Genomic DNA, 25,774 nt, shown 5'->3' on the forward strand with positions numbered 1-25,774 from the left:
TTCATGACGCCCCACTCGTTCCGATGCGCCAGAATAGCTGCTCGCCCGGCGCGGTCGATCGGCTCGACCCGAACCTTGTCGGCACCGTGGCAGGCGGCACAGTTCGCCGCCCTCCATCACGCAGGTAACGGGCCAGGCCGACAGCGTATCGGTATCGGATGATGGGAAAGGCCGAAATCAGCCTGGCGTTTGCTCGCCCAGCGCCTCGGTAAGAAAGGACGCGGCGATCAGGTCGTCCGCGTCGATGCGTAGGGAGCCCTCGCCGCCCCCCATGATGGCCGCGACCTTCTGGAAAGCCTTCATGTCATGTTCGGTGATCCTGGCGTCCTGCATCCTGGCTCGCAGATCGGCGACACGCATCCCGAGCGTGCGGGATGTTCCGATTTCTCGTTTCGACATCTTGGTCAGTCTCCTCCCCCAACCCGTGCCTGTTACGCCGCCGCCCGAATCCGCATCCTGCGCATGCTTGTGTTCTTGATGAGGCAAATGCGAACACAAAGCCGCCAACGCGTGCTCCGAGCGAAGGTTCCGTTAGCATTCGGTAACAAAATAAAACTGGGTTAATTGCCCCACCAGCCGCGGAGGCCGGCGGGGCCAGCCCACGTCAATCAAGGACCTTGACGATCTTGCGCGTGCCGGGGTCGACAATGACGGTACGATTATCGACGACGACGTAGCGATATTTGACGTTCGGCACTTCGTGCAGTTCGACCGTATCGGGAAGGGCCGAGCCGACGTTGAGCTCAATACCGGGAACCTTCACCGAGGCCAACGGCTGCTTGTGCACATATTCGCGGATGACCGTCTCCTGCTCCGGCGCGATAACAACATCCTGCGCAGCTACGGCGCCTACGCCGGCTAGAAGCAGAAGGCTGGCCGCGGCTGTCGTGAGGTGCATTTTCATGGTCGTCTCCTTTGGGTCAATCGCCTCCTTCGCTGCGCCTGCGATTTCCCACAGCCGGTCGGCACCGCTCAAACGCCGATCGACAAGTCTTGTTCCTAAATTACCGCCGGGATCCACGACGCCGGCGCCGGCTCCTCGTAACAATTCCGATTCCCAAGCAATTTCGGAACAATGGCTGCGAACGCGTGTTCCTCAGGTGAAGGGACCGACTTTCCAAGGAGATATCCGATGAAACATCTGCTTATCACGAGCATGATCGCACTTGGCGTCGGTTGCGGCGCTGCAATGGCGCAGACCGAATCCGCGCAGCCGAGCGGCGACACCAACTGCGCAGCCGGCACCGCCGATTGTCAGAAGGGTGGCAAGGCGGGCGAGCAGGCCCAGGGCAAGATGAAATCGCAGACCGAACAGAACGCCCAGGGCCAGGCTGGCGCCAAGACCAATGACCAGGCCCAGGGCAAGATGAAGTCCCAGACCGAGCAAAACGCTCAGGGCCAAACGGGCAGCAGCACCGAGCAGAACGCCCAGGATAACACCAAGCTGAAGAAGCAGGCGCAGGATAAGAACAAGGTCCAGACCAATCAGCAGGCCCAGGGCAAGGCCGGCACCTCCACCGAGCAGAACGCCCAGGACAACACCAAGCTGAAGAAGAGCCAGCAGGCACAGGACAAGAACAAGGTCCAGACCAATCAGCAGGCCCAGGGCAAGGCCGGCACCTCCACCCAGCAGAGCGCCCAGGACAAGACCAAGGTCCAGACCGACCAGCAGGCCCAGGGCAAGGCCGGCACCTCCACCCAGCAGAACGCCCAGACCAACACGCAAACCGACCAGGGCAAAACCGCCTCGATCAACAACGTGACGGTCGAGCAGAAGACGCAGATCACGCAGGTCATTCACGAAACCAAGGTCGAGCCGGTTCGCGATATCAGCTTCGACATCTCGGTCGGCGTCGAAGTGCCCCGGCACAAGGTGCGTCTGCACCGCCTGCCGTCGCGCATCGTCAAGATCGTCCCGGAATATGAGAGCTACGAGTATTTCGTGCTTGCCGACGGGCGTATTGTGATCGTCGACCCCGACAGCTACAAGATCGTGCTGATCCTGACCTGATCGGGCGGCCAGCCGCAAAAAGCCTGTCATGCTCCGGCACGACGGGCTTTTTTTGTGCCCGGCACCTCCATCCGTCTCGGCAGTGCCCGCATGCCGAACCGATCTCCCACCGCCCTCGCAGGAAAGGCGGCGGGAAATCGGCCATGCGCCGATGAAGGGACGTTCTCGGCGATTTCAGTCTACCGCGCGTGGTGACGCTCGATTAGCGGTTCCTGAATTGATTGCGCGTTGGGAACGAGATGCCGGGGCTCGTGGTTCCCCAAGCAGAAGTCCCTGGACACTGGTCCCAGTGGCATCGGCCAAAGGGCCGGCCATAGGGCCAGCCGGCAACCACCGCTTGCGGCCGCGCAGGAAAGGTGCAAGGCTCAAGGCGGGTAGAGAATGGGCGAGATTGCCGGGACCTTGATCGGTTCAGGCGCTCGATTGGGCAGATGTATTTTCCGCGTTTTCTTGTGGGAATGACGGCAACGCTGTTGCTGGTCCTCGGGTGGACATACGCGTCCACGGGATCGGTCTGGGCGTCGCTAGGTTGGATGTTGCTGGCGGCCGTGCTCTTGCAGGCCGGCTATTTCCTGATCGTGCTGTTGATCATCCAGCGCGAAGGCCGCGCGGCTGCTGAAAGCAAGGCGAGCGAGGCCGCGCCCGCTGAGCTGCCCGGTCCGTTCAAGCGCGACGGCATCATCCATACGCTGATCTCGCGCCTGCTTTAGAAAAGTGTGAAATCGCGCCGAGCAGCAAAGCCGTCCGGCGCGATTTTTCCGTGACACGGTGAACCGTTCTAGCGCGCCGCCATGGTGACCTGGCGCGTGGATTGCGCAGGCGAGAATACCACGACGGCAAAGACCAGCACGCCGGCAGCGACAATGAGCGAGCCTATGCCGAGGATCGGCTCCATCGCATCGTTGCCCTGCGCGTATTTCAGATAAAGTGGCGGCAGCATCACCACCAGGCCGAGCGTGTAAAGGCCGTAATGGATCATGGCCAGGCGCTTCTCGGCCTTAGCTGGATTGAGCGCATAATAGCCGCCGAAAATAGCGCTGGTGACCCAGCCCAGGAGATTGAAATGCGCGTGCGCCGGGAAGGCGCCATGGTCGCCCGAGATCCCCATCTTGATGCCGATCGCAATGCCCAGCAGCAAAAATACGACGCCCGTCTTGAAGAAAAGCTCTGAAATCCTTGGCATTTTGTTGTCCCTCCGATGCGTTGACCCGTTTGGCAAATTACACCTTCCTGCGTATGTTAGCTATATCACGCAGGGCAGACTGAGGTCTTAGCGAACTTCAAAGGCAAGCGGCGCGGAGGAGCGCGAAGGGCACGGCCTTCGGCCAAAATATGAGGAGGACACAAGCTACGGCGCGGCCACGATATCCACGATATCAGCACCCGGCCTTTCGTCGAACAGCACCGCGCAGCCGCGCTCGAGCGCTATCCACGACAGCGCATTGGCAGCGTCCTGGTCCGACGAGATGAAATCGCCGGTCAGCACACGCAGTTCCTCGACGGCTTTCGACATCGGGACGACCCGGCCCGCGACATGGTCGCTGGCGCACGCCTCCACGACGCAGAGAAGATCGATAAGTTCGAAACTATCCATGACAGCCTCCGGTTCAAAACAACGGCGTGGCGCCGGCAATTGTTCCCGCCGGCCCGGATGACCGCAACCAATACCGTGCCACCGCGTTGGTCCTATGACTACTCCAGCCTTTGCCTGCGCGGCCTTGTTCGCCGCGCGGGCTTCTTTTTGCGTCGCGGCGAGACTGGCGATGATGCGCTTGCGTGCGATCGGTCACAGACAGCGCCGGACGGCCCTGCCCTGGCTTGACAAAAAACCTGCTTTGTTCTCTTTATGTTCACGCAACTTCCCTTAAAACACGTCCGGCTAATGCTGCAGTGCGGCGTGAAGACGACGGGCCGGATGGAGACGGGAGCGCGGCATGCTCGCCACGAACGCTGCTTGCGGCGAAGCCACCATCCTGCATGCCGATCTCGACGCTTTCTATGCCTCGGTCGAGCAACTGCTCGACCCGTCGCTGCGCGGCAAGCCGATCGCAGTGGGCGGCGGCGTGGTGCTGGCGGCCTCCTATGAAGCCAAGGTTTTCGGCGTGCGCGGCGGCATGCCCGGCCGCAAGGCGCGCGAGCTCTGCCCGCAGCTGATCTTCGTCGGCGGCCGCTTCGGCGAATACCAGCGGCTCGGCGACGCCGCGATCAAGGTGCTCGACGATTTCACCCCGCTGGTCGAGCGCATCTCGATCGACGAGGCCTTTGCCGACGTCGCCGGCTGCACGCACCTGTTCGGCCCGCCGGACGAGATCGCGCGAAAAATCCGCCAGCGCGTGAAGTCCGAACTCGGCCTGCCGATCTCGATCGGCGTGGCGCGGACCAAGCATCTGGCCAAGATCGCCTCGCAGGTGGCCAAGCCAGACGGGCTGGTGGTGGTAGCGCCAGGCAGCGAGCTTGCCTTCCTGCACGATTTGCCGGTCACGCTGATGTGGGGCGTTGGCCCGGCGACCAGGGCGCGGCTGGCCGAGATCGGCATCGAGACCATCGGCCAATTGGCGCGCACGCATGGCGGCGCGCTGGAACGGCTGCTCGGCCCGGCCGCCGGCCAGAAGCTCGCGGCACTTGCCTGGAACCGCGACCCGCGCAAACTGGAAACGCAGCGCCGCGCGATTTCAGCCGGCGCGCAGTCGGCGCTTGGCCGCAAGCCCGCCGTGCCGCGCGTCTTCGTGCCGACGCTCTTGCATCTCGCCGACCGCGTCGCCAGCCGCCTGCGCGCCAAGGACCGGCCCGGTCGTACAGTGACGGTGCGCGTGCGCTTCGCCGATATGCGCGCCGTCTCGCGCTCGGTGACGCTGGAGCAGCCGATCCAGGCCACGACGATGCTCGCCGAAATCGCCGAGGAGCTGGTGCGCGGGGTGCTGGCCGCCCATCCGAGCGAAAAGGACATCTCGCTGCTCGCGATTTCCGTCTCGCACCTGGAGGAACATGCGACGCTGCAGCTCGAACTGCCGCTCGGCCTCGCCGACGAGAAGCTGAAGCCCGGCAGCCGCAAGGGGCTCGCCCGCTTCGGCGCCGACCGGGCCATCGACAAGATCCGCCAACGCTTCGGCAAGGAGGCCGTGGGCTACGGCACGGTGGCGCTGGAGGCAGCGCGCTCGGTGCCGGACGAGTTCAGGGAACTGGCCGAGAAGGAGCTGTGAAATTCAGGAGCTCGCCTGCCCCAGGCGCGGCTCGGTGCCGGCGAGCAGCCGGCCGATGTTGGCGCGATGGCGCGCAATGACATAAAGGCCGCCGGCGATCACCAGCAGCCGATAGGCAAGCGGTTGGTCCAGGGCGAAGACCAGCGCGATCGCGGCCAGCGCCGCCAGCATCGAGCTCAGCGAGACGATGCGGGACAGGCCGAGCACAGCGGCGAAAACCACCGCGGCGCCGAGGCCGACCGGCCAGGACAATGCCAAGAGCACGCCGAGCCCGGTCGCGGCGGATTTGCCGCCGGTGAAACTTAGCCAGATCGACCGGCCATGCCCGAGCAAGACCGCAAGCCCAGCCAGGCACACGCCCCAAGGCACCAGGCTTTGCGCCCCGGATGGCGGCGCCAGCGAGGGTATGGTGTCGAGCCAGGCATAGAACCAGCGGGCAAAGACGACCGCCGCCATGCCTTTCAGCACATCCACCAGAAGCACCACCAGAGCTGCTCCTTTGCCCAGCGTGCGCAGCACGTTGGTCGCGCCGGTGGATTTCGAGCCATGCTCGCGGATGTCGATGCCCCGGACCAGCCGGCCCGCCAGATAGCCGGTCGGGATCGAACCGAAGAGGTAAGCGACCGCCAGTCCGGCCACGGCTGCCATCCAGAAGAGCATGCGATTCACCTCCCCGTGCCTTGCAGACCGCTATGGCGCATTTCGAGAGGTGGCGCGAGGGGGATGTAGCACAAGCAATGGGTTGCAAAGGGGCAAAGTGCACAACCCCGCCCATTGCACGACCCTTGCCGGGGAGATCGGCAGTTCCAGTTCATCTTGCGGTTGACTTTTCCAGCCGCTGGCCTTGAAGGAACCGCTTACGACAGGAAATAGTCGCGGCTGGTCGGGATGGGGTTCGGCATGAACCAGCGCTGCTGCCAGTCCGCCGTCATCCTCAGGAAGCCGCCGACGCCGGTGACCGGAGGCTTGCCCGTTTTGATCAACGAGTCCCGCAGCTTGTCCGAGAGTTTCGCCCGCATGAGGTAGTGGTCGTAGACGTCCAGAACGTGGACCGCATAGGCGACCGCCAGTGGTTGATTGCCGCGGATGATAAGCAGGTTCTCGTCGTTCTGGTAAGAAGCCTTGTAGCCGAAGTTGTGGCTGCCGGTGACGACCGTGCATGCCACGGGGTCCAGCGGATCGATGACGATGATCTTGTCGTGGATGATGGCCGGGCCGGCCGACAGCAGTTCCGGTTGCAGCGGGCCGGTCGGCACGGTGACGGCGGCGGCGCGGATCACCGCTATGCGGCTGGCATCGCCGCCGGGCCACCACACCGCCGGCGACGGCAGTTTCTGCATCGTCCCGTCCGGCGCCTTGTAGGTCGTGGGCTGGCCGGCCTTGGCCGGTGGCGGCAGCGCCTTCGGGTCGCTGACCGCGCCTTGGACCAGGAGGTCCGGACGGTCCGCGGCAAGCTTGGCCGCCTCGCCGATGATGTTCTGCACGCCGTTGTAGCCGGGCAGGAACGCTAGGAAGAGGATTGCGTGGCTGGCGTGCTCCATCAGCGAATAGACCCGGCTGAGATCGACGGGTGTGGGCGAACTGATGTTCTTCGTCTTCGCCTTCGTGTTGGGCGAGAAGAGAACCTCGACCGTGCCGCCGCCGGCAAGCGTGTTGGCCACGGCCGGCGTCGCGTTCGCGGCGCGCAGCGCCGCGCCCTGCACGCCGCTGTTCTGGGCGAAGCCCTGCAGCGGCTTGTTCCGGTAGGTGATGTCGACCTCCTCGCCAGCGGGCTGCGGGTCGTCGAGCAGTCGCTTCCAATAGTCCAGATACTGCGCGGCGACCTGCTCGTCCTCGATGATGATGACGTTGTTGGATTGCGTGCAGAGACCGGTCGAGGTCCAGTTCGTGCTGCCGGCGAGCACGGATTTCGCAACACCGCCCTCGACATAGACGGCGAACTTGTTGTGGCCGATATGCGCCGTGTTGTTGAACAGCCTGTCCTCTACATTGGCCGCCGAGGCCGCGTGCAGGCCGGCCCGCGCCGGATGGTTCTCAGTGTCCCAGACGACGGGCTGCTTCTGCCCCGGAGACGTCCCGCGGGGATTGGGATCGACATCGCCCGCCGTCGACAGGATGACATGCGCCTTGCCGGCCGCCGTCAACTTGGTCAGGCGTTTGATCAGTTCCGGATCGTGCAGTTCGTAGAGCGCCAGGTAAAGCTCGCCGCCGCCCTGCTCGGCGCGGTCGATCATCGATAGCAGGAAGCCCAGCACGTCGGCGGTGAGGAACATCCTGATCGGATCGTCCTGCGCGGGGATGTGGTCCTGCAGCGTCTTCAACAGGCCGGTGGTGTACTTCGGGGCCGGTCCGGGGGCCAAGTCCTGCGGCGTGCTTGCCTGCGCCGCTTTCAGTTGCTGCAGCAGGTTCTGCGTCGACAAGATGCCGTTGGTGTAAGTGGCGCGTATGCCGGCGTAGTCATGGGTGACATCGATCGAATCCGTCTCGATAACTTCGCCGACCTCGGCCAGCGGATGCTGCGGACCCCCATAGCGCGGCTTGCCCTGATCATCGAGGTAAGGCGCTGTCGGCGAAGCCGGAAGCGCTGGACGCGCCGGCCCCGCCAGGCCGACCGGCGTGATCCTGTAGCGGACCCTGAAGTCGATCGGCCGCACCTTGGTCGTGTCGCGAGAGCGGCGCAGCGTCAGGTCGCGCCATTCATATTGCTGGATCGGCCATACCGAACTGTCCTGGTCCAGCCAATCCGGGTTCGACTGGTCGGTGAAGCCGATCCAGGTGGGCAATATCCGGTTCTGTCCGGCGTCGGCGCCCGTCTCGTGAATGCGCGTGACCATGAAGCCGATGCAATTGTCGATCGGTCCGTCCGCTTCCCACGACAGGTAGGCGACCTCGCCATTGCACCATGCACGCGCCTTGACCAACTTTCCCATTGTCCATCCTCCGGCGATAAACAGAAAATCGCTCTCTACTCTGGCGAAACGCCTCGCTCAACAATCTCTACTTTGCCGGCAAATGTATCGGCAAATGTGTTCGCCTGGTCCTCGCGATGCCTCGATAATATTATCCGTGGATTATGCTTGCAGCCTTTGACGACAACAACATGTGATCCACTTCACAGTTTCGCGACGAAATTTCTGCACCTTCCGGTTTGTGGTCCGCCACGATATGATCGGCGGCCGGCTTTGCAGGGAAAATTCGGGGACGATCGAGATGGCGCCGTCGGAAAACCGGCTTACCCGCATGCGCCAGGTGACCTTCGACTATGCCGGTGCGCGTGATATCGGCGATGTCATCGGCAACGTGTCTGGCATCGCCATCGACCGCGAGTTCGCGTGGACGGTTTCCGACGAGGGCCGGACCTTCGAGTGCCTCAGGATCAACGACGCCGGCTTCACGCTGGAAGAGCAATACAAGCTCGACGATTTCTTCCCCGACCTGCCGGCCGGCCATGAGGCCGATCTCGAATCCCTCGATGTCTTCGGCGGCCTGCGCGCCGCAGCTGATTTACGAATGGAACACAAGCGCCCGGCACCCGGAAGGCCTGTGCCCGTTTGCCATCGACGGCCGGCCCGGTATCCTCGTCGTCTACGACACATCGGACAAAGGGCCGCAGGCCGGAACGACAGTGACGGCCGACTGGCTCGCCTGAGGAACGGCGGCAAGGGGGACTGGCAAGGGGGACTGGAATGAGCCCGGATTCGGTCCAGGTCACCGCAAACGGAGCGACGACAGTGCGCCAGGGGCTTGGCCTTTGCCTGTCGGGCGGCGGCTATCGCGCGATGCTGTTCCATGCCGGGGCGCTTGCGCGGCTCAACGAAGCTGGCCTGCTCGGTAAGCTCGACATGGTGAGCTCGGTCTCGGGCGGCTCGATCGCCGCCGGACTGTTGGCGGTGCTGTGGCCGCGCCTCACCTTCGTCAACGGCGTTGCCACCAATTTCGGCATCTATCTCAGCAAGATACTGGAATTCTCGCAAGTGTTTCTCGACGCGCCTTCGATCGCCACGGGACTGTTCAATCCGTTTTCCAGCGCGGCGCGCGCCGTTGCTGCCTGCTATGAACGGCATCTGTTCGATGGCGCAATGCCGATGCTGAAAGGCCTGCCGGAAAAACCCTGGTTCGTGTTCTGCTCCAGCAATCTCAGCACCGGCTCGCTGTTTCGCCTGTCGCGGCGCTACATCGCCGATTACCGCATCGGCGTTGCCTATCATGCCGACCTGCCGGTCGCGCTTGCTGTCGCCGCCTCGTCGGCCTTTCCGCCATTGCTGTCGCCGCTCAGGCTCGACCTGACGCCGTTCCAATGGAAGAACGACAAGCTCGACCCGACGGTCGGCCCGCCGGTGCCGCCGCGCCGCGCGGTTCTTACCGATGGCGGCGTCTACGACAATCATGGCATCGAGCCGGCGCTGAAGCGCTGCCGCTGGCTTCTGGTCAGCGACGCCGGCGCGCCGTGGCGGGCGTCGAATTCCGGGCTGTGGAACTGGTACTCGCAATTGAAGCGTGTCTCCGACACCACCGACAACCAGGTGCGGTCGCTGCGTCGCCGCGACCTTGTCGCCCGCTTCCAGGCGGCTAAGGACGCCGACGACCGCGGCCTGCCCAACGACACCACCCGGCCCGACTATGCCGCCACGCGCGGCGTCTACTGGTCGATCACCAGCAAACCCGACGCGACCGCGCCGCATTTCGTGCAAAGTGCGGCGACCGCGCCGGCCGACATCGCCACCTCGCTGCATTTCCTGGGAGCCAAGGAGACGATCGATCTGGTCAACTGGGGCTACTCAGCCTCCGACCAGGCGCTGCGCGGCTGGTATCAGCCGGCGGTGCCGACCGGAACCGGCGTGCCGCTGAAGGCGGGCGACGTGACGCCTGGGCGTTGCGCGAAGCTTTCGAAGGCGGTGATGGGGGTGTTCGGGGTGTGAGCGACGGCGCTCGAACTGCCAATCTCCTCCCTCGTGGAGGAGATTGGCTGCTCCGCTGTCTTCGCCAATCACCTGGCGTCATTGGCATAATCGGAAGCGGTTCGCGCCCCGCATTGGCGCATGCTAACAGGACCTCTTTCAACACGGGCGGGTTCCCCTGCCCCTAGCCAGGATGGATCGCGATATGGTGGACAAGGTAGCTCTGGTGACGGCGGGCGGCAGCGGCATGGGGGCGGCGGCGGCGAAGCGCCTGGCGGCCGACGGTTTCAAGGTCGGCGTGCTGTCCTCCTCCGGCAAGGGCGAGGCGCTAGGCAAGGAACTCGGCGGCTTCGGCGTCACCGGCTCCAACCAGTCGAAATGATCTCAAGCGGCTTACCGACGGCGCGCTGGAACGCTGGGGCCGCATCGACGTCCTGGTCAACAGCGCCGGCCATGGGCCGCGCGCGCAGATCATCGAGATCTCCGACGAAGACTGGCACAAGGGCATCGACACCTATTTCCTCAACGCCGTGCGGCCGACCCGGCTGGTGACGCCGGTGATGCAGAAGCAGAAGTCGGGCGTCATCATCAACATCTCGACCGCCTGGGCGTTCGAACCGAGCGCGATGTTCCCGACCTCGGCGGTGGCGCGCGCCGGACTTGCCGCCTACACAAAGATCTTCGCCGATACCTATGCAGCCGACAACATCCGCATGAACAATGTGCTGCCCGGCTGGATCGACAGCCTGCCCACGACGGAGGAGCGCCGCGGCAGCGTGCCGATGAAGCGCTACGGCACGTCGGATGAGATCGCCGCGACGATCGCCTTCCTTGCCTCGGATGGAGCAGCCTACATTACCGGGCAGAACATCCGTGTCGATGGTGGGATTACAAGGGCGGTGTGAGGTAAGGAGGACGCTGCCTCAAGTCACCCGGGCCTGCGCATATTGAGCACCCATAGAAAGGCTATCGAAGCCACCAGGACGATCGAATTGCCGACCACGATATTCCAAAAACGTGTCGGATCGTCCGCCAGGGCAACCCAATGCAACGTGCCCCTGACTTCGCCTGTCTTGATGCCGCAGGCAATGTTGTAGATCGCCACGGCGGCGAGCGCCGCCATCAGAACAAAGAGGTCGTTGTTCTTGTTGCGATCCATAAGGCGGCTTTTAACCGGACTTGGTGAAATTTTGCTTACCTTGGGTGAGGCGGCGGCCGAGACACAGCCGCCGCTCGCTCTCAGACCTACTGGTTGATCTCCGGCTCGACCAGCTTGGCCAGGTTTTTCAGCGAATCCTGCCAGCCGAGATAGCAGGCCTCGGCGGGGATGGCATCCGGGATGCCGGCCTGGGTGATGTTGATTTCGGTGCCGACCGAAACCTTCTTCAGGCTCACCGTCACCTCGATCTGCCCGGGCAGGTTGGGATCGTCGAAGCGGTCCGTGTAGCGCATCAGTTCACCGGGGACGAGTTCGAGATACTCGCCGCCGAAATCATGGCTGCCGCCGGTGGTGAAGTTGCGGAAGGACATCCTGAACGTGCCGCCGACCTTCGCGTCGAGGCTGTGCACCGTGCAGGTGAAGCCGTTCGGCGGCAGCCATTTCGCCAGCGCATCGGCTTCGAGGAAGGCGCGATAGACCTTCTCCGGCTTGGTGGTGAGCACGCGGTGCAAATGGATGGTGCTGGGCATGTCTTCGGTATCCTTTGTTGTTCGTTGATCGATGCCCCAAGGACGGGCGGGCTCCGGCCGATCCGACAGAGGCTGCCAAATTTTCTGCCCGGCGGCTACCGTGCCGCCTCTGCAACGGAGACTAAGGACAAGAGCGTTTCGATCAGGCTGGGCATCGTCGGCGGCGCGGGCTGGCTGGGCGGCGCCATCGCGGGCGCCGCGCTTCAAGCCGGCGTCATTCGTGCGCAGGATCTCTACCGCAGCGCAAGGCCGGATCGTTTTCCGACGCGTTTCTGCACCGACGACAACCAGGCCTCGCGCCCGAGGTTGGCCGGCTGCTCGATTTGAAGGACGTCTCGCCGGCCGACACCGTCGAAGCCTCCTCGGCTATCGCGGCACGACCGCCGCCAATGAATAGACGGTGGACAAGATAGCCACCAGGGACAGCGACGCCGCAACGCCGAGAATGATCTTTTTCACGGCCGCCTCCGACCAGCGAGCGAGCGGCTTACATCCTAACAGATGGCGAGGGGTGCCGCGCATATCCCCTGCGACGGCGCCGCGCTATTTTCCCGGATTTAGTCGTCCGTTTCGGACGTGGTCGTGGACGACGAGTCATCTGTCTCGTCGGTCTCACTCGAGCCCGTATCGGTACCGGTACCCGACGTATCCGTGTGGTCCTCGCCCTGGTTGTCGTCGCCCTGGTCGTCACCGGATCCATGGGCGCCGGCGGCACCGCCGCTGCTGTGGCTATCACCGCCGTCGTGATCGCCGCCGTCGCCGCCATCGCCGCCATCGTGCCCCCCTCGCCGCCACCGTGGCCACCGTCACCGCCACCGTGGCCACCGTCACCACCGCCCTCGGACTCGGCGTGGGCTGCGGCCGGAACGAGCTTGGCCGAACCGTCCAACGTCATGTGATAGGGGGCGATGGTGAGCACCAGCGCCGTCGAGGCGCGCAGCATGAGCCAGGCAAACCGGTTAAAGGGAAGTTTGATCATCCGATCTTCTCCTCGTCGTCGGGGCCTCTTCGAGCCGACCCAGCGATCAGCTTTGAATCAGCGCGAAACCGCCGCAAGGATCACGGGTTTGGCGCGGCGCCGGAAGCGGCCCACGACCCCTGCCTTGGACGGACAGACCTTTTCGCCGCCGTTCGGGGACCAAGGTCGTAAGGGTGGGTTCGGCGTTGGGCGAAACTGCCGAAATTGCCAGGCAACACCTTTACCTGCTGTTAACCAAGCCTTTGGAATCCTTCTGGTTTTCGCCGATCTTGCGGTGCTGGATTCCGTCGGCCGAAAGCGTGCCGCAGGGGCCTATGGCCCCCGCGTTCGGCCGGCAGCGCCGCTTTGTTTGCGGCGGAAAAACAAAGTGATCTCCGGCCACCTTCAAATCGCGCAACGCGTCGGGTTTGTTCCGCCTCGAACGAGATGATGGAGAGCCGATGAAACCGTTCGTTATTGCCCTTGCCGGCGCTGTGCTGTTGCCCTTGCCCGCAACCCAGGCTGCGCCGATGCTTGCCGCTCCGCCAAGGAACAGCCTTGTGTACCAGGCGGATGTCAGATGCGCTTACCTGACGGAGGACGGCTACTGCGTGCGGCCGCATAAGGCGCACAAATATTGGAAGCACCGGCATTACCACCGGCGCATCTACGAAACCTACGAGCCGCAGCCGCCGGACGAGTATGACTGGCGCTACCAGCGCCGGCGGCCGATCATCCGGGTCATACCCAGCGATCCCGGGGGCGACGACAACTGGGACGACTGGAACAACTGACAAGGCATCCCCGTGCTGTTGCGGCGCTGCCTTTGTCCATCCGATAGAAGGATCTGATACAGCGGCATGCCGGGGGCCTGTTTTCCCGCGTCAGGTGCAGGAAGTGACCTGTTTGAGACTGTTGAGCCAACTGCATCCATCCATGGCTACCTGCACAATATTTTGGCAGAAAACCTCGCAAAATTAAGTAAAATTGCAAAGCACTCACGCCATAATTGTATTAGACAGAGCTCATCCCATTCAATTCGTAATCATTAATCGATGAAGAACAGATTTTTATCTGTACTATGACGCAAAACCTTGGAACGATGGGGTGACTCGCAGGTTGGACTGGAAGCGGCGGGTTCGATCGAGCGTCTCGGGCGGCGGGATGGCACGAGGAGGACTGAGCGATGAGCACCTTCGTCAACGCGGTAGGCGTTGCCCTTCCCTATAGCGGCTCTTCCAACCACTGGTACTCGGCTTCGGGCGCGGGGCCGGATTTGTGGGGCAGCTCCGGCAACGATTCCTTCTATGGAGCATCGGGCGTCAACACCACCATGCATGGCGGCACGGGCGACGACATCTATTACCTCTATGGCGCCGGCAACAAGGTAGCCGAGGGCTATGGGGCAGGCATCGACACGATCAGCACATGGATGAGCTACAAGCTCCCCGACAATGTCGAGAACCTCACCGTCACCAACGCCAAAAGCTTTGCGTTCGGCAATGGGCTGGACAACATCATCACCGCCACGGGCGGCCACCAGACCGTGGACGGCGGAGCGGGCAACGATGTGCTGATCGATGGCGGCAATGGTTATGACACCTTCATTGTCTCGAAGGGCAATGGCAGTGACCTGATTGCGAATTTCGCCGCGACAGACACGGTGCGGCTCGATGGCTACGGGTTCACCTCGTTCGACGCCATCCACTCGAACATGATACAGGCGGGACCGAACGTGCTTTTGAACCTCGGATCCGGCGAGATCCTCGAGTTCAAGGACACCACCATCGACAAGTTCCAGCCCGGGCAGTTCGAGCTGCCGATCGACAAGTCCGGCATGACACTGTCCTTCAGCGATGAATTCAACTCGCTGAACCTTCACAATGCCCAAGGCGGTACCTGGGACACCAATTTCTGGTGGGGTGCCGCGAACGGCAGCACGCTGACCCAGAACAACGAATTGCAATGGTATATCGACGCCAATTACGCCCCGACGAGCTCGGTGCATCCGTTCAGCGTCAACAATGGCGTGCTCACCATCACGGCGGCGCACGCCTCGGCCGACATCAAACCGCTGATCAACAATTACGAGTACACGTCCGGCTTGCTCAACACCCATGACAGCTTCTCTCAGACCTACGGCTATTTCGAAATGCGCGCCGACCTGCCGGAAAACGCCGGGGCGTGGCCGGCCTTCTGGCTGCTGCCGGAAGACGGCTCGTGGCCGCCGGAGCTCGACGTGATGGAAATGTACGGGCAGAACCCGAATTCGCTGCTGATGACCGCGCACACCAATGAGACGGGCCAGCACACCACGGTCGGGTCGACGGTGAGTGTCTCGAACACCGCCGGTTTTCACACCTATGGTCTGTTGTGGACACCGGACAAGCTGGTCTGGACCTATGACGGCGTGCAGGTCGCGGAAGCGGCGACGCCGTCCGACATGAACAAGCCGATGTATATGCTGGTCGATCTCGCGGTCGGCGGCCAGGCCGGCGCGCCGCCCGACCACCTGGCGACACCGGCGCAGATGAAGATCGACTATATCCACGCCTACACGCTGAACGATCTGCAGCAGAACCATGTCAGCGTAACAGGCGAGCACACGGCTTAGAGCATGATGCCGAAAAGTGTGAAGCGGTTTTCGGACGACATCATGCTCTATCTCTTTGATTTAGAGCCGGAAGATTTCAGGTCGGATCGACCTGAAATCTTCCGGCTCTAGGCGGCCGGCGCGATGCGCGCGGATGCAACAACCGGCCAGCCAGGGCAGCGCGTCGAGCCGCGCGCCCTGGCTTTGCGCAGGGTCTTCCGGCGCGCCATTGCCGATGCCAGCCTGTTCTCGGCGCTGATCAACATCCTGCTGCTGGTGATCCCGCTCTATCTGCTGCAGGTCTATGACCGCGTGCTGCCTTCCTCCAGCGCCGAGACGCTCGCCTATCTGTCGGCCATCGCGGTTGCTGCACTTGCCTTCCTCGGCTTCCTCGATGCGGTGCGCGCCATCTACATGCAGCGCATAGCTGCCACCGTCGACCAGGCGCTTGGCGCCGACACCTTCGCCGCCGCGCTCGGCAACGCCGGGGCGCCGTTGCGCGACCTCGCCTCGATCTGTGCCTTCATCCGTTCGCGTGGCGTGGCGGTCTTGTTCGACCTGCCCTTCGCGCCGCTGTTCCTGGCGCTGCTCTATCTCATCCACCCGGTGCTGTTCTGGGTGACGCTGGGTGGCGCTGCGCTGCTCGTCATGCTGGTGATCGCCAACCAGATCGCCATCGGCCGCAACGATGCCATGTCGGCGGAGCGTTCGGCGCTGGCCAGCCAGGCTGAACAGGCTTTTACGCGCAATGCCGACACGCTGCGCGCCATGGGCATGGTGGGAAACGCCGCGCGCGCCTGGCAAAGGCATGTCGCCGAGGCGCTCGCCCTGCATGACCGCTCGGCCGGTGCCAACGCCGTCTTCAGCGGTGCGTCGCGGGCGCTGCGCATGATGCTGCAGCTCGCCATCCTCGGTTCCGGCGCGTGGCTGGTGCTCGATGGACGGATGACGGCCGGCATGATCTTCGCCTCGTCGCTGGTGTCGGCGCGCGCGCTGCAGCCGCTCGACCAGCTGATCGGCGCCTGGCGGCAGATCATCGACGCGCGCCGCGCCTGGGGTCGGCTCAATACGGCGCTGGCGGCACAGCCGCAGGAGGCGCGCAGGACCATCCTGCCCGACCCGTCCGGCGCGCTGTCAGCGCAGGACCTTTTCTGCATCGCGCCGAACGCCGCGTTCGGCACCGAGCCCATCCTCAAGCGGCTGAACTTTTCGATCGAAGCCGGTGAGGCGGTGGCGATCGTCGGGCCGAGCGGCGCCGGCAAATCGACGCTGGCAAAGCTGATGGTCGGCGCGCTCCAGCCCAGCGGCGGCGCGGTGCGGATCGACGGCGCGGACCTTCGCAACTGGGACGACGGCCAGCGCGGCCGGCATGTCGGCTATCTGGCGCAGGACGCGGAGCTGTTCCCCGGCACGATCGCGCAAAACATCGCCCGCTTCGACGCTGCGGCCGACGATGCCGCGATCGTGGACGCGGCCAGGCGCGCAGGCGTGCACGAGACGATCGTGGCGCTGCGCGACGGCTACCAGACGCAGGTCACGACCACGCTGTCGGGCGGCGAGCGGCAGCGGATCGCGCTGGCCCGCGCGCTCTACGGCAATCCGCGCCTGCTGGTGCTGGACGAGCCCAACACGCATCTCGACGGCGCCGGCGAAACGGCGCTCGAAGCGACGCTTGCCGCTGCACGGGCCGCCGGGGTGACGATGATCGTCATCACCCATCGCCCTGCCATCGCGGCCGCCTGCGACCGCGTGATGCTGCTGCGCGGCGGCGTGATCGAGGCGTTTGCGCCGAGCGGCGAGGTGCTGCGACAGCCAGGCGCCAAGGCCGCGTCAGGCGCCACGGTGGCGACGGGCTCGTTCGCGCCGACGATGCGCCCGCATGCCATCCGCTTCGGGTCCTGAACGATGACACTGACGCTGGCCTTTGCAACCGAGCCCAGCACCGATTTCCGCCGCACGGCGCTGATCGGCTACGCGGCGGTCGCGCTGTTCATCGGCGGCTTCGGCTATTGGGCGGCGAGCGCGCCGCTGGCCGGCGCCGTGATCACGCAAGGGACGATCGCGGCGACCGGCGGCAACATCCTCATCCAGCATCGCGAGGGCGGCCTTATCGACACATTGCTGGTCCATGAAGGCGACCATGTGCGACAGGGGCAGCACCTCGTCTTGCTCGACCGCACGGCGGCGCAAGCCGACCTCAACCGGCTGACGCGGCAATCGATGGCGCTGAAGGCCAGCGCGACCCGGCTGGAGGCAGAGCGCGACGGCCTCGCCGCGCTGGCGCCGGTCGCGGACGCCCCGCCGGCGGCCTTCCAGCAGGATTTCGAAAGGCTGCTCCTGGAGCAGCGCAAGGAGTTCGACGCCAGGCTCGCCCGCTTCCACTCGGAGCAATCGATCCTGGCGCAGCGCGTCGCCATGCATCGCGAGTCGGTGAAGGGGCTGGCCGCGCAAAAGCGTGCCATCGATGAGCAGGCCGGCATCGTCAAGAAGGAGCTTGCGATCAAGACCGACCTGCTCGACAGGGGCCTGACCAACCGCAACGAATATTCGCAGCTCCTGCGCTCGGAAGCCGACCTCGTCGGCCAGGCCGGCGCGCTGGAGGCCAACGTTGCGGCGACCAACACGCAGATCGTCGAGGCTGAAGCCCAGGCCGAGCGCGCCACCACGCAGCGCGTCGAGGAGGCGCTGACCAAGCTCGACGATGTGCGCACCAACCTTGCCGATATCGGCGAGCAGATCAGGGCCGCCGAAGCGGTGCTGAAGCGCACGACGATCACGGCGCCCACCGACGGCATCGTGGTGTCGTCGACCTACAATTCGAAAGGCAGCGTGATTGCGCCGGGCGAAAAGATCATGGAGATCCTGCCGACGGCGTCGGGCCTCACCGTCGATGCGAAGCTCAAGCCGCAAGACGTCGACGCAGTGCGCGTCGGCCAGCCGGCCAAGCTCAGGCTGTCGGCGCTGAACGCGCGGCTGACGCCGGAGGTCGACGCCACGGTGAGCGAGATCTCCGCCGACCGGCTGATCGACGAGGCGACGCACCAGCCCTATTTCCGCGCCCGGCTGAAGATTGCCGAACCCCTGCCGCCGGGCGTGAAGCCCGGGCAGCTTTATCCCGGGACACCGGTCGAGGCGTTTATCAGCACGGGGGACCGCACCTTCTTCGACTATCTGGCGCGGCCGATGCTGGACTCGTTCGCGAGAGCGTTCACGGAGCGGTAGGAACGGACAGTCCCGCACTCGAACGGTCGGCCCGGCCGCTTTGTGCATCAGGCAATCTCCAGCGATAGGGTCCGTTGATCAGCCCGCGCTCAAATGTTTCATTTCGAAACAAACATCTAAAATATCTAAACCAAAGGATTATGCCGGGTAATCCTGATGGATTATCCGGCTCGATGCTCTGAGAAATATCGATTGTCAGACCTATAATCAGACTTATAGGTCGAATTTTGTATGGGCGAAATCTACAACAGGAAGCCTTGATCACTGCGAGCGCCGCCGCGCGGCGTGCACCACAGGTATCAACGTGAATATCCGGAATCTTTGAAAGGATCGTGACCAGTGACATTCAGGCATGGATCTTCGGCGGATTTCGAGGACGCAGCGCAGACCGTTTGGGTCCGATTTATAACCCGCCACTGGCGGTGGAGCGCAGTTCCCGTATGCATTCTCTTTCTGTTCCTGATATCACCGCAAGACAACGGCACTGCGCTGCAGCAGGAGATTTTGGCCGGCCGCCAGCAATTGGCATCGATAAAGACGCAACTGGACCTCAGTCAGCGCGAAGGGCTAGCTGCCAGCGCGCGGCTCAGTGAATTGACGGCCACAGCGGTAAACCAAGAACGGGCCCTGAACGAGGCAAATCAAAAGGGCGAAACGCTCGAACTCGATTTGGCGGCGGCGCAGCGGATCATCAAAGACCTGAAGACACAGACCGTCGTCGCGGACTCAGGCCGCCACTCGATGGAAGTCTCCCTGGCCGAGGCAAATCAATCTCTTAACGAAGAGCGGCGGAAGGCTGAGTTATCCAGACAACAACTCGACACAGCCCGTCAAGCAAGCGATGCCGCCGACAAACGTGCAAATTCGGCAACAGCCGAGCGGGCCGATGCCCGCAAGGACCTCCAGGTCGCCCTCGCCGCTGTAAAGCGTACCAACGACGTGTTGGGTTTGGAGCGAGCGCGGGCTGTCGCGGCCGCAAACGATCTCGATAATGCCCGTCGGGAAAGGGACGCCGCAAAGCAGGCTTCCGACCAATTGAGCGCCGCATTGGAGCAAGAGCGCCAAAAACTGACTGACATGTCCGTTGCCCTCACCGCTGCGCGCAAGGCGATCGAGCTTGTCAAAGCGCAACGCTCGCCCAGCACCGCGCGCATGGAGCTCACACCCAAGGCGCGTTCCGCTGCAATCTCGCTTTCAGGACAAGACAGCAAACCCATCCTCCAAACGGACCAAGACAAAAGCAGACCGAAGATTGCAAAATCACCGAAGCGGGTACTCGTGGCTACGACGATTGCGCTTCCCGACGCATTACTTCCCACCCCGCCATGACAATGATGAAGAGCGCTGGGTTTACGCAAGGGTGCGGGAGGGTTTCCGACATGCGCAGATACGTGGCAGTCGTCTTGATGATCGCAGCCGCCACTGGACCAGCAGGGGCCCTTGACGTTGGCGGTGGCGGCAAAGTCGGCGGACTTGGAATTGGTGCGGGAGTAAGTGCCGGCTCGCAAGGGGTTTCCGCCGGTGTGGGGGCAAGCGCCGGCTCGTTGGGCGCAAATGTCGGCGCATCAGTGGGCGCTGGAGGCGCAAACGTGGGCGCGTCGGTGAGTGCCGGCAACAGTTCCATCGGCGCGGGCGTTACAACTGGCAGCACCGTCGGCAGCGCAAGCGCAGGTGCGTCGACCAGCACTAGCACCGGAACGTCGGAGACGACCGGAAGCCCGAACAATACCGCCGTTTTTTCGTCCCAGAGCGGAGGCAATCCCGTCAGCCTCCCGTCAACCCTCAAACCTGCGAGGACCGGGAGCGACACGCGCGTTACGGCAGGCTATCCCTTTGCGCCAATGGTGTCGCTTAAAGCGAGACCAGGTACGCCGTTGAAAGTCGTGAGCGCCTGCCGCGCGGCGATCGTGTCTGCCGCGACGCCGTTAGGCGCTACAAGCGTATCCACGGTCAGCGCGGGTCGGATGCGACAACGCCAAGCCGGTCTGGAGGCACCGATCGAGGTACGAATAAATTACGTGCGCAAAGGCGCTATCCAATTGCGCCAGGCAAAAGTTCTGTGCCGGCTTGATGCGAAGGGGAAGGTCATCGCCATAATCTAGCATCGGCGGCGGACGCTCCGGGTAGGACAGAAGGCCAGGGTCGATATTCTTTGGCTCGTTTGTCTTGCCGCAGGCCGTCTGCATCAGGCCAGCAGCAGCCTCAGCCTCGACAGCCTGGCACGTGCCAGCCGCCGCGCCGGATGCTGGAAGGCTTCCAGGCCAGCCTCGGCCAGAAAGCCCATGGTCATCAGGTCGATGAGGAAATCGTCGACGGCCTCGACGGTTAGCACGCGACCGGCCTTCAGCGTGCCGCATCAAGATGCGCGCCTCGGCCGCCGCATCCGCGCCGCCGGCCTCGATCAACGCTTCCAGCCGATCGAAGAATTCCAATTGCGACTCTCCCCGCCATCCGCGGGCATACGCCCATCTTTCGAGGCAAACAGCCACATATGTTAGTCGACTTTTTTGGCATCGCCTTGCCGGGCGTTGCGGTCGGATCATCAGCCGATGGCTGCGCCCCGGCCGGACGCCGCCGAGATCAATGCGCCGTGTCGGACATGTGCAGCAGATCCCAGGTCGAGCCGAGACGACCGCTGAACTGGGAGACGCAGTGTTCGGCCTCGCTGTCGTCCAGCCCATCGTCGACCAGGGCCTCGATGCTTCGCTGCATCAAGGCGAGCTGCATTTGCCGCGCATGGTTTTTGTCGGGTTCGCGCATGATGGCGGTGACGTGATAAGCGACGACAGGCTGGCCAAGACAGGACAGAAGTGCACCCGACTCCGCCGTCGCTGCAGTGACTGCTTCTTCGATTTTCATTGCGGCGCTCCTGATCAAAGATGCTGGGGCGCCTCCCCGGCAGACCGCGACGTTTCCCGCCGCTTCTTTTCCCGGCCGCGCTTGATCGCGACCAAAATCAGTATCCTCCAGAACGCTATTAAAAGCGACCGGATAGTTAATCGATGGTTAACGGGAACGGTCGGGTTTTAGTCGTCAGCGGCCGGGTCTGTTTCGCTCAGCCGACGGCGCCAGGCTCCGCGCACCGGGCACTGAAACCGGCGCGCCCTGAAGAACCCAGTCGGCCGCGATCTGCCCGATCACCGGGGCGAGCTGGATGCCGTAGCCGCCGGCGCCGGCGGCCGTGATCAGCGACGGCTCCGACGCATCGATCGGTCCGACGAACGGGCGATGATCCGCGGTGACGGGATAAAGGCCAGCCCAGCCCCGGCCGAGCCGCGCGCCCGGCAGATCGGGCAAGCGTTCGAGCAGCAACTCAGCCAGATCGACCTTCGACCGCTCCTCGCACTGGTCGTTGTAATTGTCCGGGTCCTCCGGCGCGATCGCATCGACCTTATGGACCTCGGCGATCAGCTCGCCTGGCTTTTCATGGCGGAAATTGAGGCCGCTGCCTTCGCCGTTCACCAGATCCATCACCATCGGCATCGTGTAGGCGAGCGGCTCGTCCAGATGGATGACGATCGCCTCATGGCGCTCGGGCCAGATGTGCAGGCGCTGGCCGAAAAGTTCGGCCACCTGCGGCGCCCAGGCACCAGCCGCATTGACCACCACATCGCAATCGATCAGTCGTCGCTTGCGATCGACCGGACCGCCATTGGTCTGCAGCCTGTAGCCGCCCCGTGGCCGTTGTACGCCAAGCACCTTGCGGTACTGGCTGATAGCGCCGCCCTTGGCGCGAACCATCCCCGCCAGCAAATTGCACATTTCGTGAGGGTCGAGGAAACCATCGTCGGGCCCGAACAGCCCACCTTCGAGGCCATCAGGATTGATGTGCGGAACGAATTCCCTGAGTTCGTTGGCGCGGATCAGGCGCGACCTCAAACCCGCCTCGTGCTGGATTTCGACCGATCGCTCAAAAAGCGCCATCTGCGCCGATGTGCGCGCCAGCCTGAGATAACCGATATGGTTGAAGCGCAGCCCCTCGCCTTCCCACTGACGGAAGCGGCGCAGCGAGTGCACGCGCAACGCGATCTCGAACGGATCGGTCAATTGCGATCCGACAACGCCGACCGACCTGCCGCTCGAGCCCGAAGCGATCGACTGGGCCTCGAGCACGGTCACGCGCGCGCCCTGCTCGACCAGGTTCAGCGCCGTGCACATGCCCAACGTGCCGGCGCCGATCACCACGACATGCGGAGAAGCTGTCATTTTGTCGTCCACCCCAATCAGGACTGCGCGCCGATCTCGCCCAGGGTCTCGTCGATCGCCTGAAGAATGGCGCCGGCATCCGCCTCGGTCATCGGCGTCGACAGCGCGAACAGGCCGTAGCTGGCGGCGAGTACCCCGCGACCGAGCAGGCCCTTGTGGAAGGCATCGAGCTTCCTGCGCTCGGCTTGGCCGGGATAGACGGACCGGTAATCCGTTGCCGGGTGCGAGGTGAAATGGACCTTGAACAGCGAACCAAGGCCCACGCATTGGCCGGCAAGGCCATGCCTCTCGAATGAGGCGGCGATGCCCTCGCGCAACAAGGCGCCGAGACGGTCGAGGTGGGCAAAGCTTTCTATCGTCAGCGCGCGCATCGCGGCAAGCCCGGCGCGCATCGTCACCGGGTTGGCGGTGAATGTGCCGCCATGCGGAAGCGCGGGCTTGCCGGCGGTCGGATCGAACACCGCCATGATATCGGCGCGTCCGCCGACCGCGCCCACCGGAAAGCCGCCGCCGATGATCTTGCCGAGCGCAGTCAGGTCGGGCGCGATGCCCCACAAGCCTTGCGCGCCCGACCATCCGAGGCGAAACGAGATGACTTCGTCGAAGATGACCAGGCTGCCCGCCGCATGGGCGATCTCGACCATGGCGTCGAGATAATCACGCCGCGCCGGAATGAGCCCTGCGTGGTTGGGCATCGGGTCGATCAAAACGCCCGCGATGGTCTCGCCCTGCGCGGCAAAGATCGCGCGCAGAACCTCGATGTCGTTGAAGGGCACGGCGATGACATCGTCCAGCACGCCGCGCGGCGTGCCCCTGGAGTAGGCGGTCGATTTCGGCAGATCGCCCCAATTGGCGGGCGAGGAGTCCAGGCTAACTTCAGCAAAATCGTAGGATCCGTGGTAGGCGCCCTCGATCTTGACGATCTTCGGCCGCCCGGTGAAGGCGCGCGCTGCCTTGATCGCCATCATCACGCCTTCGGTGCCGGAATTGGTGAAGCGGATCTGATCGACGGATGGCAGGCGACCGACCAGAAGCTCGGCAAGCTCGATCTCGCTCAGCGTCGGCGCGCCGAAGGCGGTACCGAACGGCAATTGCTCGACCACCGCCGCCGCGACATCGGGATGCGTGTGGCCATGGATCATCGAGGTGAAATTGTTGATGCAGTCGTAATAGACATTGCCGTCGACATCCCAGACGCGGCAGCCTTCGCCGCGCGCCGCGTAGATCGGGAACGGGTCGACAAAGACCGTAGTCCGCGTGTTGCCGCCCGGCATCACCTTCCTGGCGCGCTCGAAGAGGCTTTTCGATCCGGGCATGGCGTCGGGATAATGCGGCATGAATTTTCCAGTCGGATGTGAGTGTTGAGACAGCGGCGGCAACACCGCTTGTTCGGATGCTACGGTTGGTTTCCGCACCGGCGCAATCGGCCAGGCGAGGCATGCGAGGCGACCACGGCGTCCTGCCCCGTCGGCGCGCGCTATGACAGCCCGGCAATGCGAAGGCCGCTGATGTAAAGCGCGCGCTTCTCCGGCTTGACTATCGGATGATGCTCTTCAATCCAGGCGACCGTCAGGTTCGGCTGCAAGCGCCGAGCCTCTCCCAGCGCCATGGCGGCCGTGGCGGTGTCGCCGGCGAGCGCCGCGGTCGCGGCATAGGTGCGCCAAGCCGTTCCAAAGGCTGGCCGCAGTTGTATCGCCCGGCGCTCCAGGTCGGCCGCCACGTCGAACCGCCCGGCGGTGAAGTGGCAGATCCCCATCGTCGAGAAGATCGCTGCCTGGGTGAAATCGCGCGGGCTGAGGCGCGCGGCAATCCCGAGATGATGAAGGCCGTCCTCGGCCATGTCGCCATAGCCATAGGTCGAGCCCAGGATGCAATGCGCGAGCGACAGGCTCGGATTGCGGTCGATCGCTTCCAGCAATTCGTCCACGGCTGGGCGAAAATTGCGCGACACCATATGAACGTAGCCGGCCGACAGATGCGCCCATGGATCGTCCTGGTCACGGACGACGGCGGCTTGCGCCCGCGCCAGCGCGGAGGCCAGCAGATCGCGGGGTTCCGGCGTCAGACCAAGCGCAGCGCGGGCGCCGGTGGTCCAGGCAAGCAGGCTGTTGGCGCGCGCATAGTCGGGATCGATGTCGAGCGCCCTGGCCAGCAGGCCCTCGGCTATGTCGAGGTCTTTCTGCGATCCCCACGTCCAGACATGCGGCATCGCCTTCATGACGAAGCCCCATGCATCGAGGCTCTCGGCCGGCCGGCTGTGCAGGCGCAGCCGTTCGGCTTCATAAAGCTGGGGCTCGATCGAGGCCATAACCTTGTGCGTGATCTGGTCCTGGAGCGCCAGGAAGTCGCCGGACTCGATGTCGAAGCGCTCGGCCCACACTTGCGTGCCCGCGCTGGCATCGCTCAAACTCGCGGTGATGCGCAAGGCGCGGCCGGATTGGCGCACGCTGCCCTGCAGCACGTAACGCACCTTCAACTCGCGGCGCAGGCGATCGAGCTCGACATGCTGCGGATCATAGGCGAAGGAAGCACTGCGGTCGCGCACGTGCAGGCCGCGCAGCCGCGACAGGCCGGTGATGATGTCCTCCGACAAACCGTCGGCGAAGTAAGCCTTGTCGGGATCATCGCCAATCGCGCGAAAGCGGGTCACCGCGATGGACGGCCCATCCTCAGGATCGACCGCGCCGTTTCGCGCCTCGCTTGCCTGCGGCTGTACATCGCCAACCAGTCGATAGCCGACGCGCGCCACCGAAACGATGGAATGCGAACCCTCGGGTCCTTCGCCCAGCACCTTACGCAGGCCGGCGATCTGCACCGAAAGGTTGCCTTCCTCCACAGCCACCCCTTCCAGGCGGCATCGAGAAGTTCGTCCTTGCCAACGACGGTTCCGGCGGAGCGCAACAGGCACTCCAGAAGCAGCATGGCGCGATAGCCGACGGAGATCGGCACGCCACGCCGGTAAAGCACGCCCGCTCCCGCATCGAGCAGGAAGGGACC

Annotated in this window: 24 protein-coding genes and 2 pseudogenes; 12 read left to right on the forward strand and 14 right to left on the reverse strand. The window is 63.9% G+C overall.

Going from position 1 to position 25,774, the window contains the following annotated elements; translation table 11 throughout:
- Positions 1-177: 177 nt before the first annotated feature.
- Together ACVDG8_RS04585 and ACVDG8_RS04590 are read right to left on the reverse strand one after the other, a co-directional pair.
- The gene (locus ACVDG8_RS04585) at positions 178-399 is read right to left on the reverse strand and encodes a hypothetical protein (RefSeq protein ID WP_447253637.1); all 222 of its coding nucleotides are present in this window, start codon (positions 397-399) and stop codon (positions 178-180) included.
- A 205-nt stretch (positions 400-604) separates the two neighbouring features.
- A complete protein-coding gene (locus ACVDG8_RS04590; RefSeq protein ID WP_447257229.1) occupies positions 605-904 on the reverse strand; it encodes a DUF1236 domain-containing protein in 300 nt (99 codons plus the stop codon).
- A gap of 285 nt (positions 905-1,189) precedes the next feature.
- On the opposite strand from ACVDG8_RS04590, the gene ACVDG8_RS04595 reads away from it, so the two are divergent.
- Positions 1,190-2,011 (forward strand): DUF1236 domain-containing protein, encoded by an 822-nt coding sequence (locus tag ACVDG8_RS04595; protein WP_447253638.1) that lies wholly within the window; start codon positions 1,190-1,192, stop codon positions 2,009-2,011.
- Positions 2,012-2,544: 533 nt separating this feature from the next.
- Positions 2,545-2,721, forward strand: coding sequence for a hypothetical protein (locus ACVDG8_RS04600; protein WP_455707559.1), 177 nt, complete (start codon positions 2,545-2,547; stop codon positions 2,719-2,721).
- A gap of 68 nt (positions 2,722-2,789) precedes the next feature.
- On the opposite strand, the gene ACVDG8_RS04605 is transcribed toward ACVDG8_RS04600, so the two are convergent.
- Together ACVDG8_RS04605 and ACVDG8_RS04610 are read right to left on the reverse strand one after the other, a co-directional pair.
- Entirely contained in the window at positions 2,790-3,194 is a 405-nt protein-coding gene (locus ACVDG8_RS04605; protein WP_447253640.1) for a hypothetical protein, read from the reverse strand.
- Between the two features lie 165 nt (positions 3,195-3,359).
- Positions 3,360-3,605, reverse strand: a complete 246-nt coding sequence (locus ACVDG8_RS04610) for a hypothetical protein (RefSeq protein WP_447253641.1) — start codon at positions 3,603-3,605, stop codon at positions 3,360-3,362.
- 340 nt (positions 3,606-3,945) lie between these two features.
- On the opposite strand from ACVDG8_RS04610, the gene dinB reads away from it, so the two are divergent.
- The gene (dinB, locus tag ACVDG8_RS04615; RefSeq protein WP_447253642.1) at positions 3,946-5,211 is read left to right on the forward strand and encodes a DNA polymerase IV; all 1,266 of its coding nucleotides are present in this window, start codon (positions 3,946-3,948) and stop codon (positions 5,209-5,211) included.
- A gap of 3 nt (positions 5,212-5,214) precedes the next feature.
- Here dinB and plsY read toward each other — a convergent pair whose 3' ends face one another.
- The 3 genes and pseudogenes from plsY to ACVDG8_RS04630 form a co-directional block, all read right to left on the reverse strand.
- Positions 5,215-5,871, reverse strand: coding sequence for a glycerol-3-phosphate 1-O-acyltransferase PlsY (gene plsY, locus ACVDG8_RS04620; RefSeq protein ID WP_447253643.1), 657 nt, complete (start codon positions 5,869-5,871; stop codon positions 5,215-5,217).
- A gap of 197 nt (positions 5,872-6,068) precedes the next feature.
- On the reverse strand, positions 6,069-6,527 hold the full coding sequence (locus ACVDG8_RS04625) for a phospholipase D-like domain-containing protein (protein ID WP_447257230.1): 459 nt from the start codon (positions 6,525-6,527) through the stop codon (positions 6,069-6,071).
- 531 nt (positions 6,528-7,058) lie between these two features.
- Positions 7,059-8,141: pseudogene (locus tag ACVDG8_RS04630) on the reverse strand (phospholipase D-like domain-containing protein); the annotation flags it as partial.
- Positions 8,142-8,451: 310 nt separating this feature from the next.
- On the opposite strand from ACVDG8_RS04630, the gene ACVDG8_RS04635 reads away from it, so the two are divergent.
- The 3 genes and pseudogenes from ACVDG8_RS04635 (at position 8,452) to ACVDG8_RS04645 (ending at position 11,014) form a co-directional block, all read left to right on the forward strand.
- Positions 8,452-8,901: a DUF3616 domain-containing protein gene (locus ACVDG8_RS04635; RefSeq protein WP_447253644.1), complete on the forward strand. Its 450-nt coding sequence runs from the start codon at positions 8,452-8,454 to the stop codon at positions 8,899-8,901.
- Positions 8,898-10,130: a patatin-like phospholipase family protein gene (locus ACVDG8_RS04640; RefSeq protein ID WP_447253645.1), complete on the forward strand. Its 1,233-nt coding sequence runs from the start codon at positions 8,898-8,900 to the stop codon at positions 10,128-10,130. Before ACVDG8_RS04635 ends, ACVDG8_RS04640 begins: the two co-directional genes overlap by 4 nt.
- Positions 10,131-10,314: 184 nt before the next feature.
- Positions 10,315-11,014 (forward strand): annotated as a pseudogene (locus ACVDG8_RS04645) (SDR family oxidoreductase).
- Between the two features lie 23 nt (positions 11,015-11,037).
- Here the strand turns inward: ACVDG8_RS04645 and ACVDG8_RS04650 are convergent.
- Together ACVDG8_RS04650 and ACVDG8_RS04655 are read right to left on the reverse strand one after the other, a co-directional pair.
- A complete protein-coding gene (locus ACVDG8_RS04650) occupies positions 11,038-11,268 on the reverse strand; it encodes a hypothetical protein (RefSeq protein ID WP_447253646.1) in 231 nt (76 codons plus the stop codon).
- 86 nt (positions 11,269-11,354) lie between these two features.
- Positions 11,355-11,798 (reverse strand): SRPBCC family protein, encoded by a 444-nt coding sequence (locus tag ACVDG8_RS04655; RefSeq protein WP_447253647.1) that lies wholly within the window; start codon positions 11,796-11,798, stop codon positions 11,355-11,357.
- On the opposite strand from ACVDG8_RS04655, the gene ACVDG8_RS04660 reads away from it, so the two are divergent.
- From ACVDG8_RS04660 to ACVDG8_RS04685, 6 genes are all read left to right on the forward strand, one after another.
- Complete coding sequence (locus ACVDG8_RS04660) at positions 11,781-12,125, forward strand: hypothetical protein (RefSeq protein WP_447253648.1); 345 nt, start codon at positions 11,781-11,783, stop codon at positions 12,123-12,125. The two genes, ACVDG8_RS04655 and ACVDG8_RS04660, sit on opposite strands and share 18 nt — an antisense overlap.
- A gap of 1,092 nt (positions 12,126-13,217) precedes the next feature.
- A complete protein-coding gene (locus tag ACVDG8_RS04665; protein ID WP_447253649.1) occupies positions 13,218-13,550 on the forward strand; it encodes a hypothetical protein in 333 nt (110 codons plus the stop codon).
- A 392-nt stretch (positions 13,551-13,942) separates the two neighbouring features.
- On the forward strand, positions 13,943-15,370 hold the full coding sequence (eglC, locus tag ACVDG8_RS04670) for an endo-1,3-1,4-beta-glycanase EglC (protein ID WP_447253650.1): 1,428 nt from the start codon (positions 13,943-13,945) through the stop codon (positions 15,368-15,370).
- A gap of 123 nt (positions 15,371-15,493) precedes the next feature.
- The gene (locus ACVDG8_RS04675; protein ID WP_447253651.1) at positions 15,494-17,251 is read left to right on the forward strand and encodes a type I secretion system permease/ATPase; all 1,758 of its coding nucleotides are present in this window, start codon (positions 15,494-15,496) and stop codon (positions 17,249-17,251) included.
- A 3-nt stretch (positions 17,252-17,254) separates the two neighbouring features.
- Positions 17,255-18,571 carry an HlyD family type I secretion periplasmic adaptor subunit gene (locus tag ACVDG8_RS04680; protein WP_447253652.1) on the forward strand — a complete coding sequence of 439 codons (1,317 nt, stop codon included), beginning with the start codon at positions 17,255-17,257 and terminating at the stop codon, positions 18,569-18,571.
- Between the two features lie 339 nt (positions 18,572-18,910).
- On the forward strand, positions 18,911-19,900 hold the full coding sequence (locus ACVDG8_RS04685; RefSeq protein ID WP_447253653.1) for a hypothetical protein: 990 nt from the start codon (positions 18,911-18,913) through the stop codon (positions 19,898-19,900).
- Positions 19,901-20,756: 856 nt separating this feature from the next.
- On the opposite strand, the gene ACVDG8_RS04690 is transcribed toward ACVDG8_RS04685, so the two are convergent.
- The 5 genes from ACVDG8_RS04690 to ACVDG8_RS04710 form a co-directional block, all read right to left on the reverse strand.
- Positions 20,757-20,903 carry a hypothetical protein gene (locus tag ACVDG8_RS04690; RefSeq protein WP_447253654.1) on the reverse strand — a complete coding sequence of 49 codons (147 nt, stop codon included), beginning with the start codon at positions 20,901-20,903 and terminating at the stop codon, positions 20,757-20,759.
- Between the two features lie 248 nt (positions 20,904-21,151).
- Positions 21,152-21,430: a hypothetical protein gene (locus ACVDG8_RS04695; protein WP_447253655.1), complete on the reverse strand. Its 279-nt coding sequence runs from the start codon at positions 21,428-21,430 to the stop codon at positions 21,152-21,154.
- A 174-nt stretch (positions 21,431-21,604) separates the two neighbouring features.
- Entirely contained in the window at positions 21,605-22,777 is a 1,173-nt protein-coding gene (locus tag ACVDG8_RS04700; RefSeq protein WP_447253656.1) for an NAD(P)/FAD-dependent oxidoreductase, read from the reverse strand.
- A gap of 17 nt (positions 22,778-22,794) precedes the next feature.
- Positions 22,795-24,114: an aspartate aminotransferase family protein gene (locus tag ACVDG8_RS04705; protein WP_447253657.1), complete on the reverse strand. Its 1,320-nt coding sequence runs from the start codon at positions 24,112-24,114 to the stop codon at positions 22,795-22,797.
- Positions 24,115-24,254: 140 nt separating this feature from the next.
- The gene (locus ACVDG8_RS04710; protein WP_455707560.1) at positions 24,255-25,613 is read right to left on the reverse strand and encodes a hypothetical protein; all 1,359 of its coding nucleotides are present in this window, start codon (positions 25,611-25,613) and stop codon (positions 24,255-24,257) included.
- Positions 25,614-25,774: the final 161 nt, after the last annotated feature.

It is taken from the genome of Mesorhizobium sp. ORM8.1, from assembly GCF_053005525.2.

Bases quoted from the DNA above. Each gene is read 5' to 3' on its own strand.
- ACVDG8_RS04585 (WP_447253637.1), bottom strand. From the start codon at position 399: ATGTCGAAACGAGAAATCGGAACATCCCGCACGCTCGGGATGCGTGTC.
- ACVDG8_RS04590 (WP_447257229.1), bottom strand. From the start codon at position 904: ATGAAAATGCACCTCACGACAGCCGCGGCCAGCCTTCTGCTTCTAGCC.
- ACVDG8_RS04595 (WP_447253638.1), top strand. From the start codon at position 1,190: ATGGCGCAGACCGAATCCGCGCAGCCGAGCGGCGACACCAACTGCGCA.
- ACVDG8_RS04600 (WP_455707559.1), top strand. From the start codon at position 2,545: ATGTTGCTGGCGGCCGTGCTCTTGCAGGCCGGCTATTTCCTGATCGTG.
- ACVDG8_RS04605 (WP_447253640.1), bottom strand. From the start codon at position 3,194: ATGCCAAGGATTTCAGAGCTTTTCTTCAAGACGGGCGTCGTATTTTTG.
- ACVDG8_RS04610 (WP_447253641.1), bottom strand. From the start codon at position 3,605: ATGGATAGTTTCGAACTTATCGATCTTCTCTGCGTCGTGGAGGCGTGC.
- dinB (WP_447253642.1), top strand. From the start codon at position 3,946: ATGCTCGCCACGAACGCTGCTTGCGGCGAAGCCACCATCCTGCATGCC.
- plsY (WP_447253643.1), bottom strand. From the start codon at position 5,871: ATGCTCTTCTGGATGGCAGCCGTGGCCGGACTGGCGGTCGCTTACCTC.
- ACVDG8_RS04635 (WP_447253644.1), top strand. From the start codon at position 8,452: ATGCGCCAGGTGACCTTCGACTATGCCGGTGCGCGTGATATCGGCGAT.
- ACVDG8_RS04640 (WP_447253645.1), top strand. From the start codon at position 8,898: ATGAGCCCGGATTCGGTCCAGGTCACCGCAAACGGAGCGACGACAGTG.
- ACVDG8_RS04650 (WP_447253646.1), bottom strand. From the start codon at position 11,268: ATGGATCGCAACAAGAACAACGACCTCTTTGTTCTGATGGCGGCGCTC.
- ACVDG8_RS04660 (WP_447253648.1), top strand. From the start codon at position 11,781: ATGGATGGTGCTGGGCATGTCTTCGGTATCCTTTGTTGTTCGTTGATC.
- ACVDG8_RS04655 (WP_447253647.1), bottom strand. From the start codon at position 11,798: ATGCCCAGCACCATCCATTTGCACCGCGTGCTCACCACCAAGCCGGAG.
- ACVDG8_RS04665 (WP_447253649.1), top strand. From the start codon at position 13,218: ATGAAACCGTTCGTTATTGCCCTTGCCGGCGCTGTGCTGTTGCCCTTG.
- eglC (WP_447253650.1), top strand. From the start codon at position 13,943: ATGAGCACCTTCGTCAACGCGGTAGGCGTTGCCCTTCCCTATAGCGGC.
- ACVDG8_RS04675 (WP_447253651.1), top strand. From the start codon at position 15,494: ATGCGCGCGGATGCAACAACCGGCCAGCCAGGGCAGCGCGTCGAGCCG.
- ACVDG8_RS04680 (WP_447253652.1), top strand. From the start codon at position 17,255: ATGACACTGACGCTGGCCTTTGCAACCGAGCCCAGCACCGATTTCCGC.
- ACVDG8_RS04695 (WP_447253655.1), bottom strand. From the start codon at position 21,430: ATGAAAATCGAAGAAGCAGTCACTGCAGCGACGGCGGAGTCGGGTGCA.
- ACVDG8_RS04700 (WP_447253656.1), bottom strand. From the start codon at position 22,777: ATGACAGCTTCTCCGCATGTCGTGGTGATCGGCGCCGGCACGTTGGGC.
- ACVDG8_RS04705 (WP_447253657.1), bottom strand. From the start codon at position 24,114: ATGCCGCATTATCCCGACGCCATGCCCGGATCGAAAAGCCTCTTCGAG.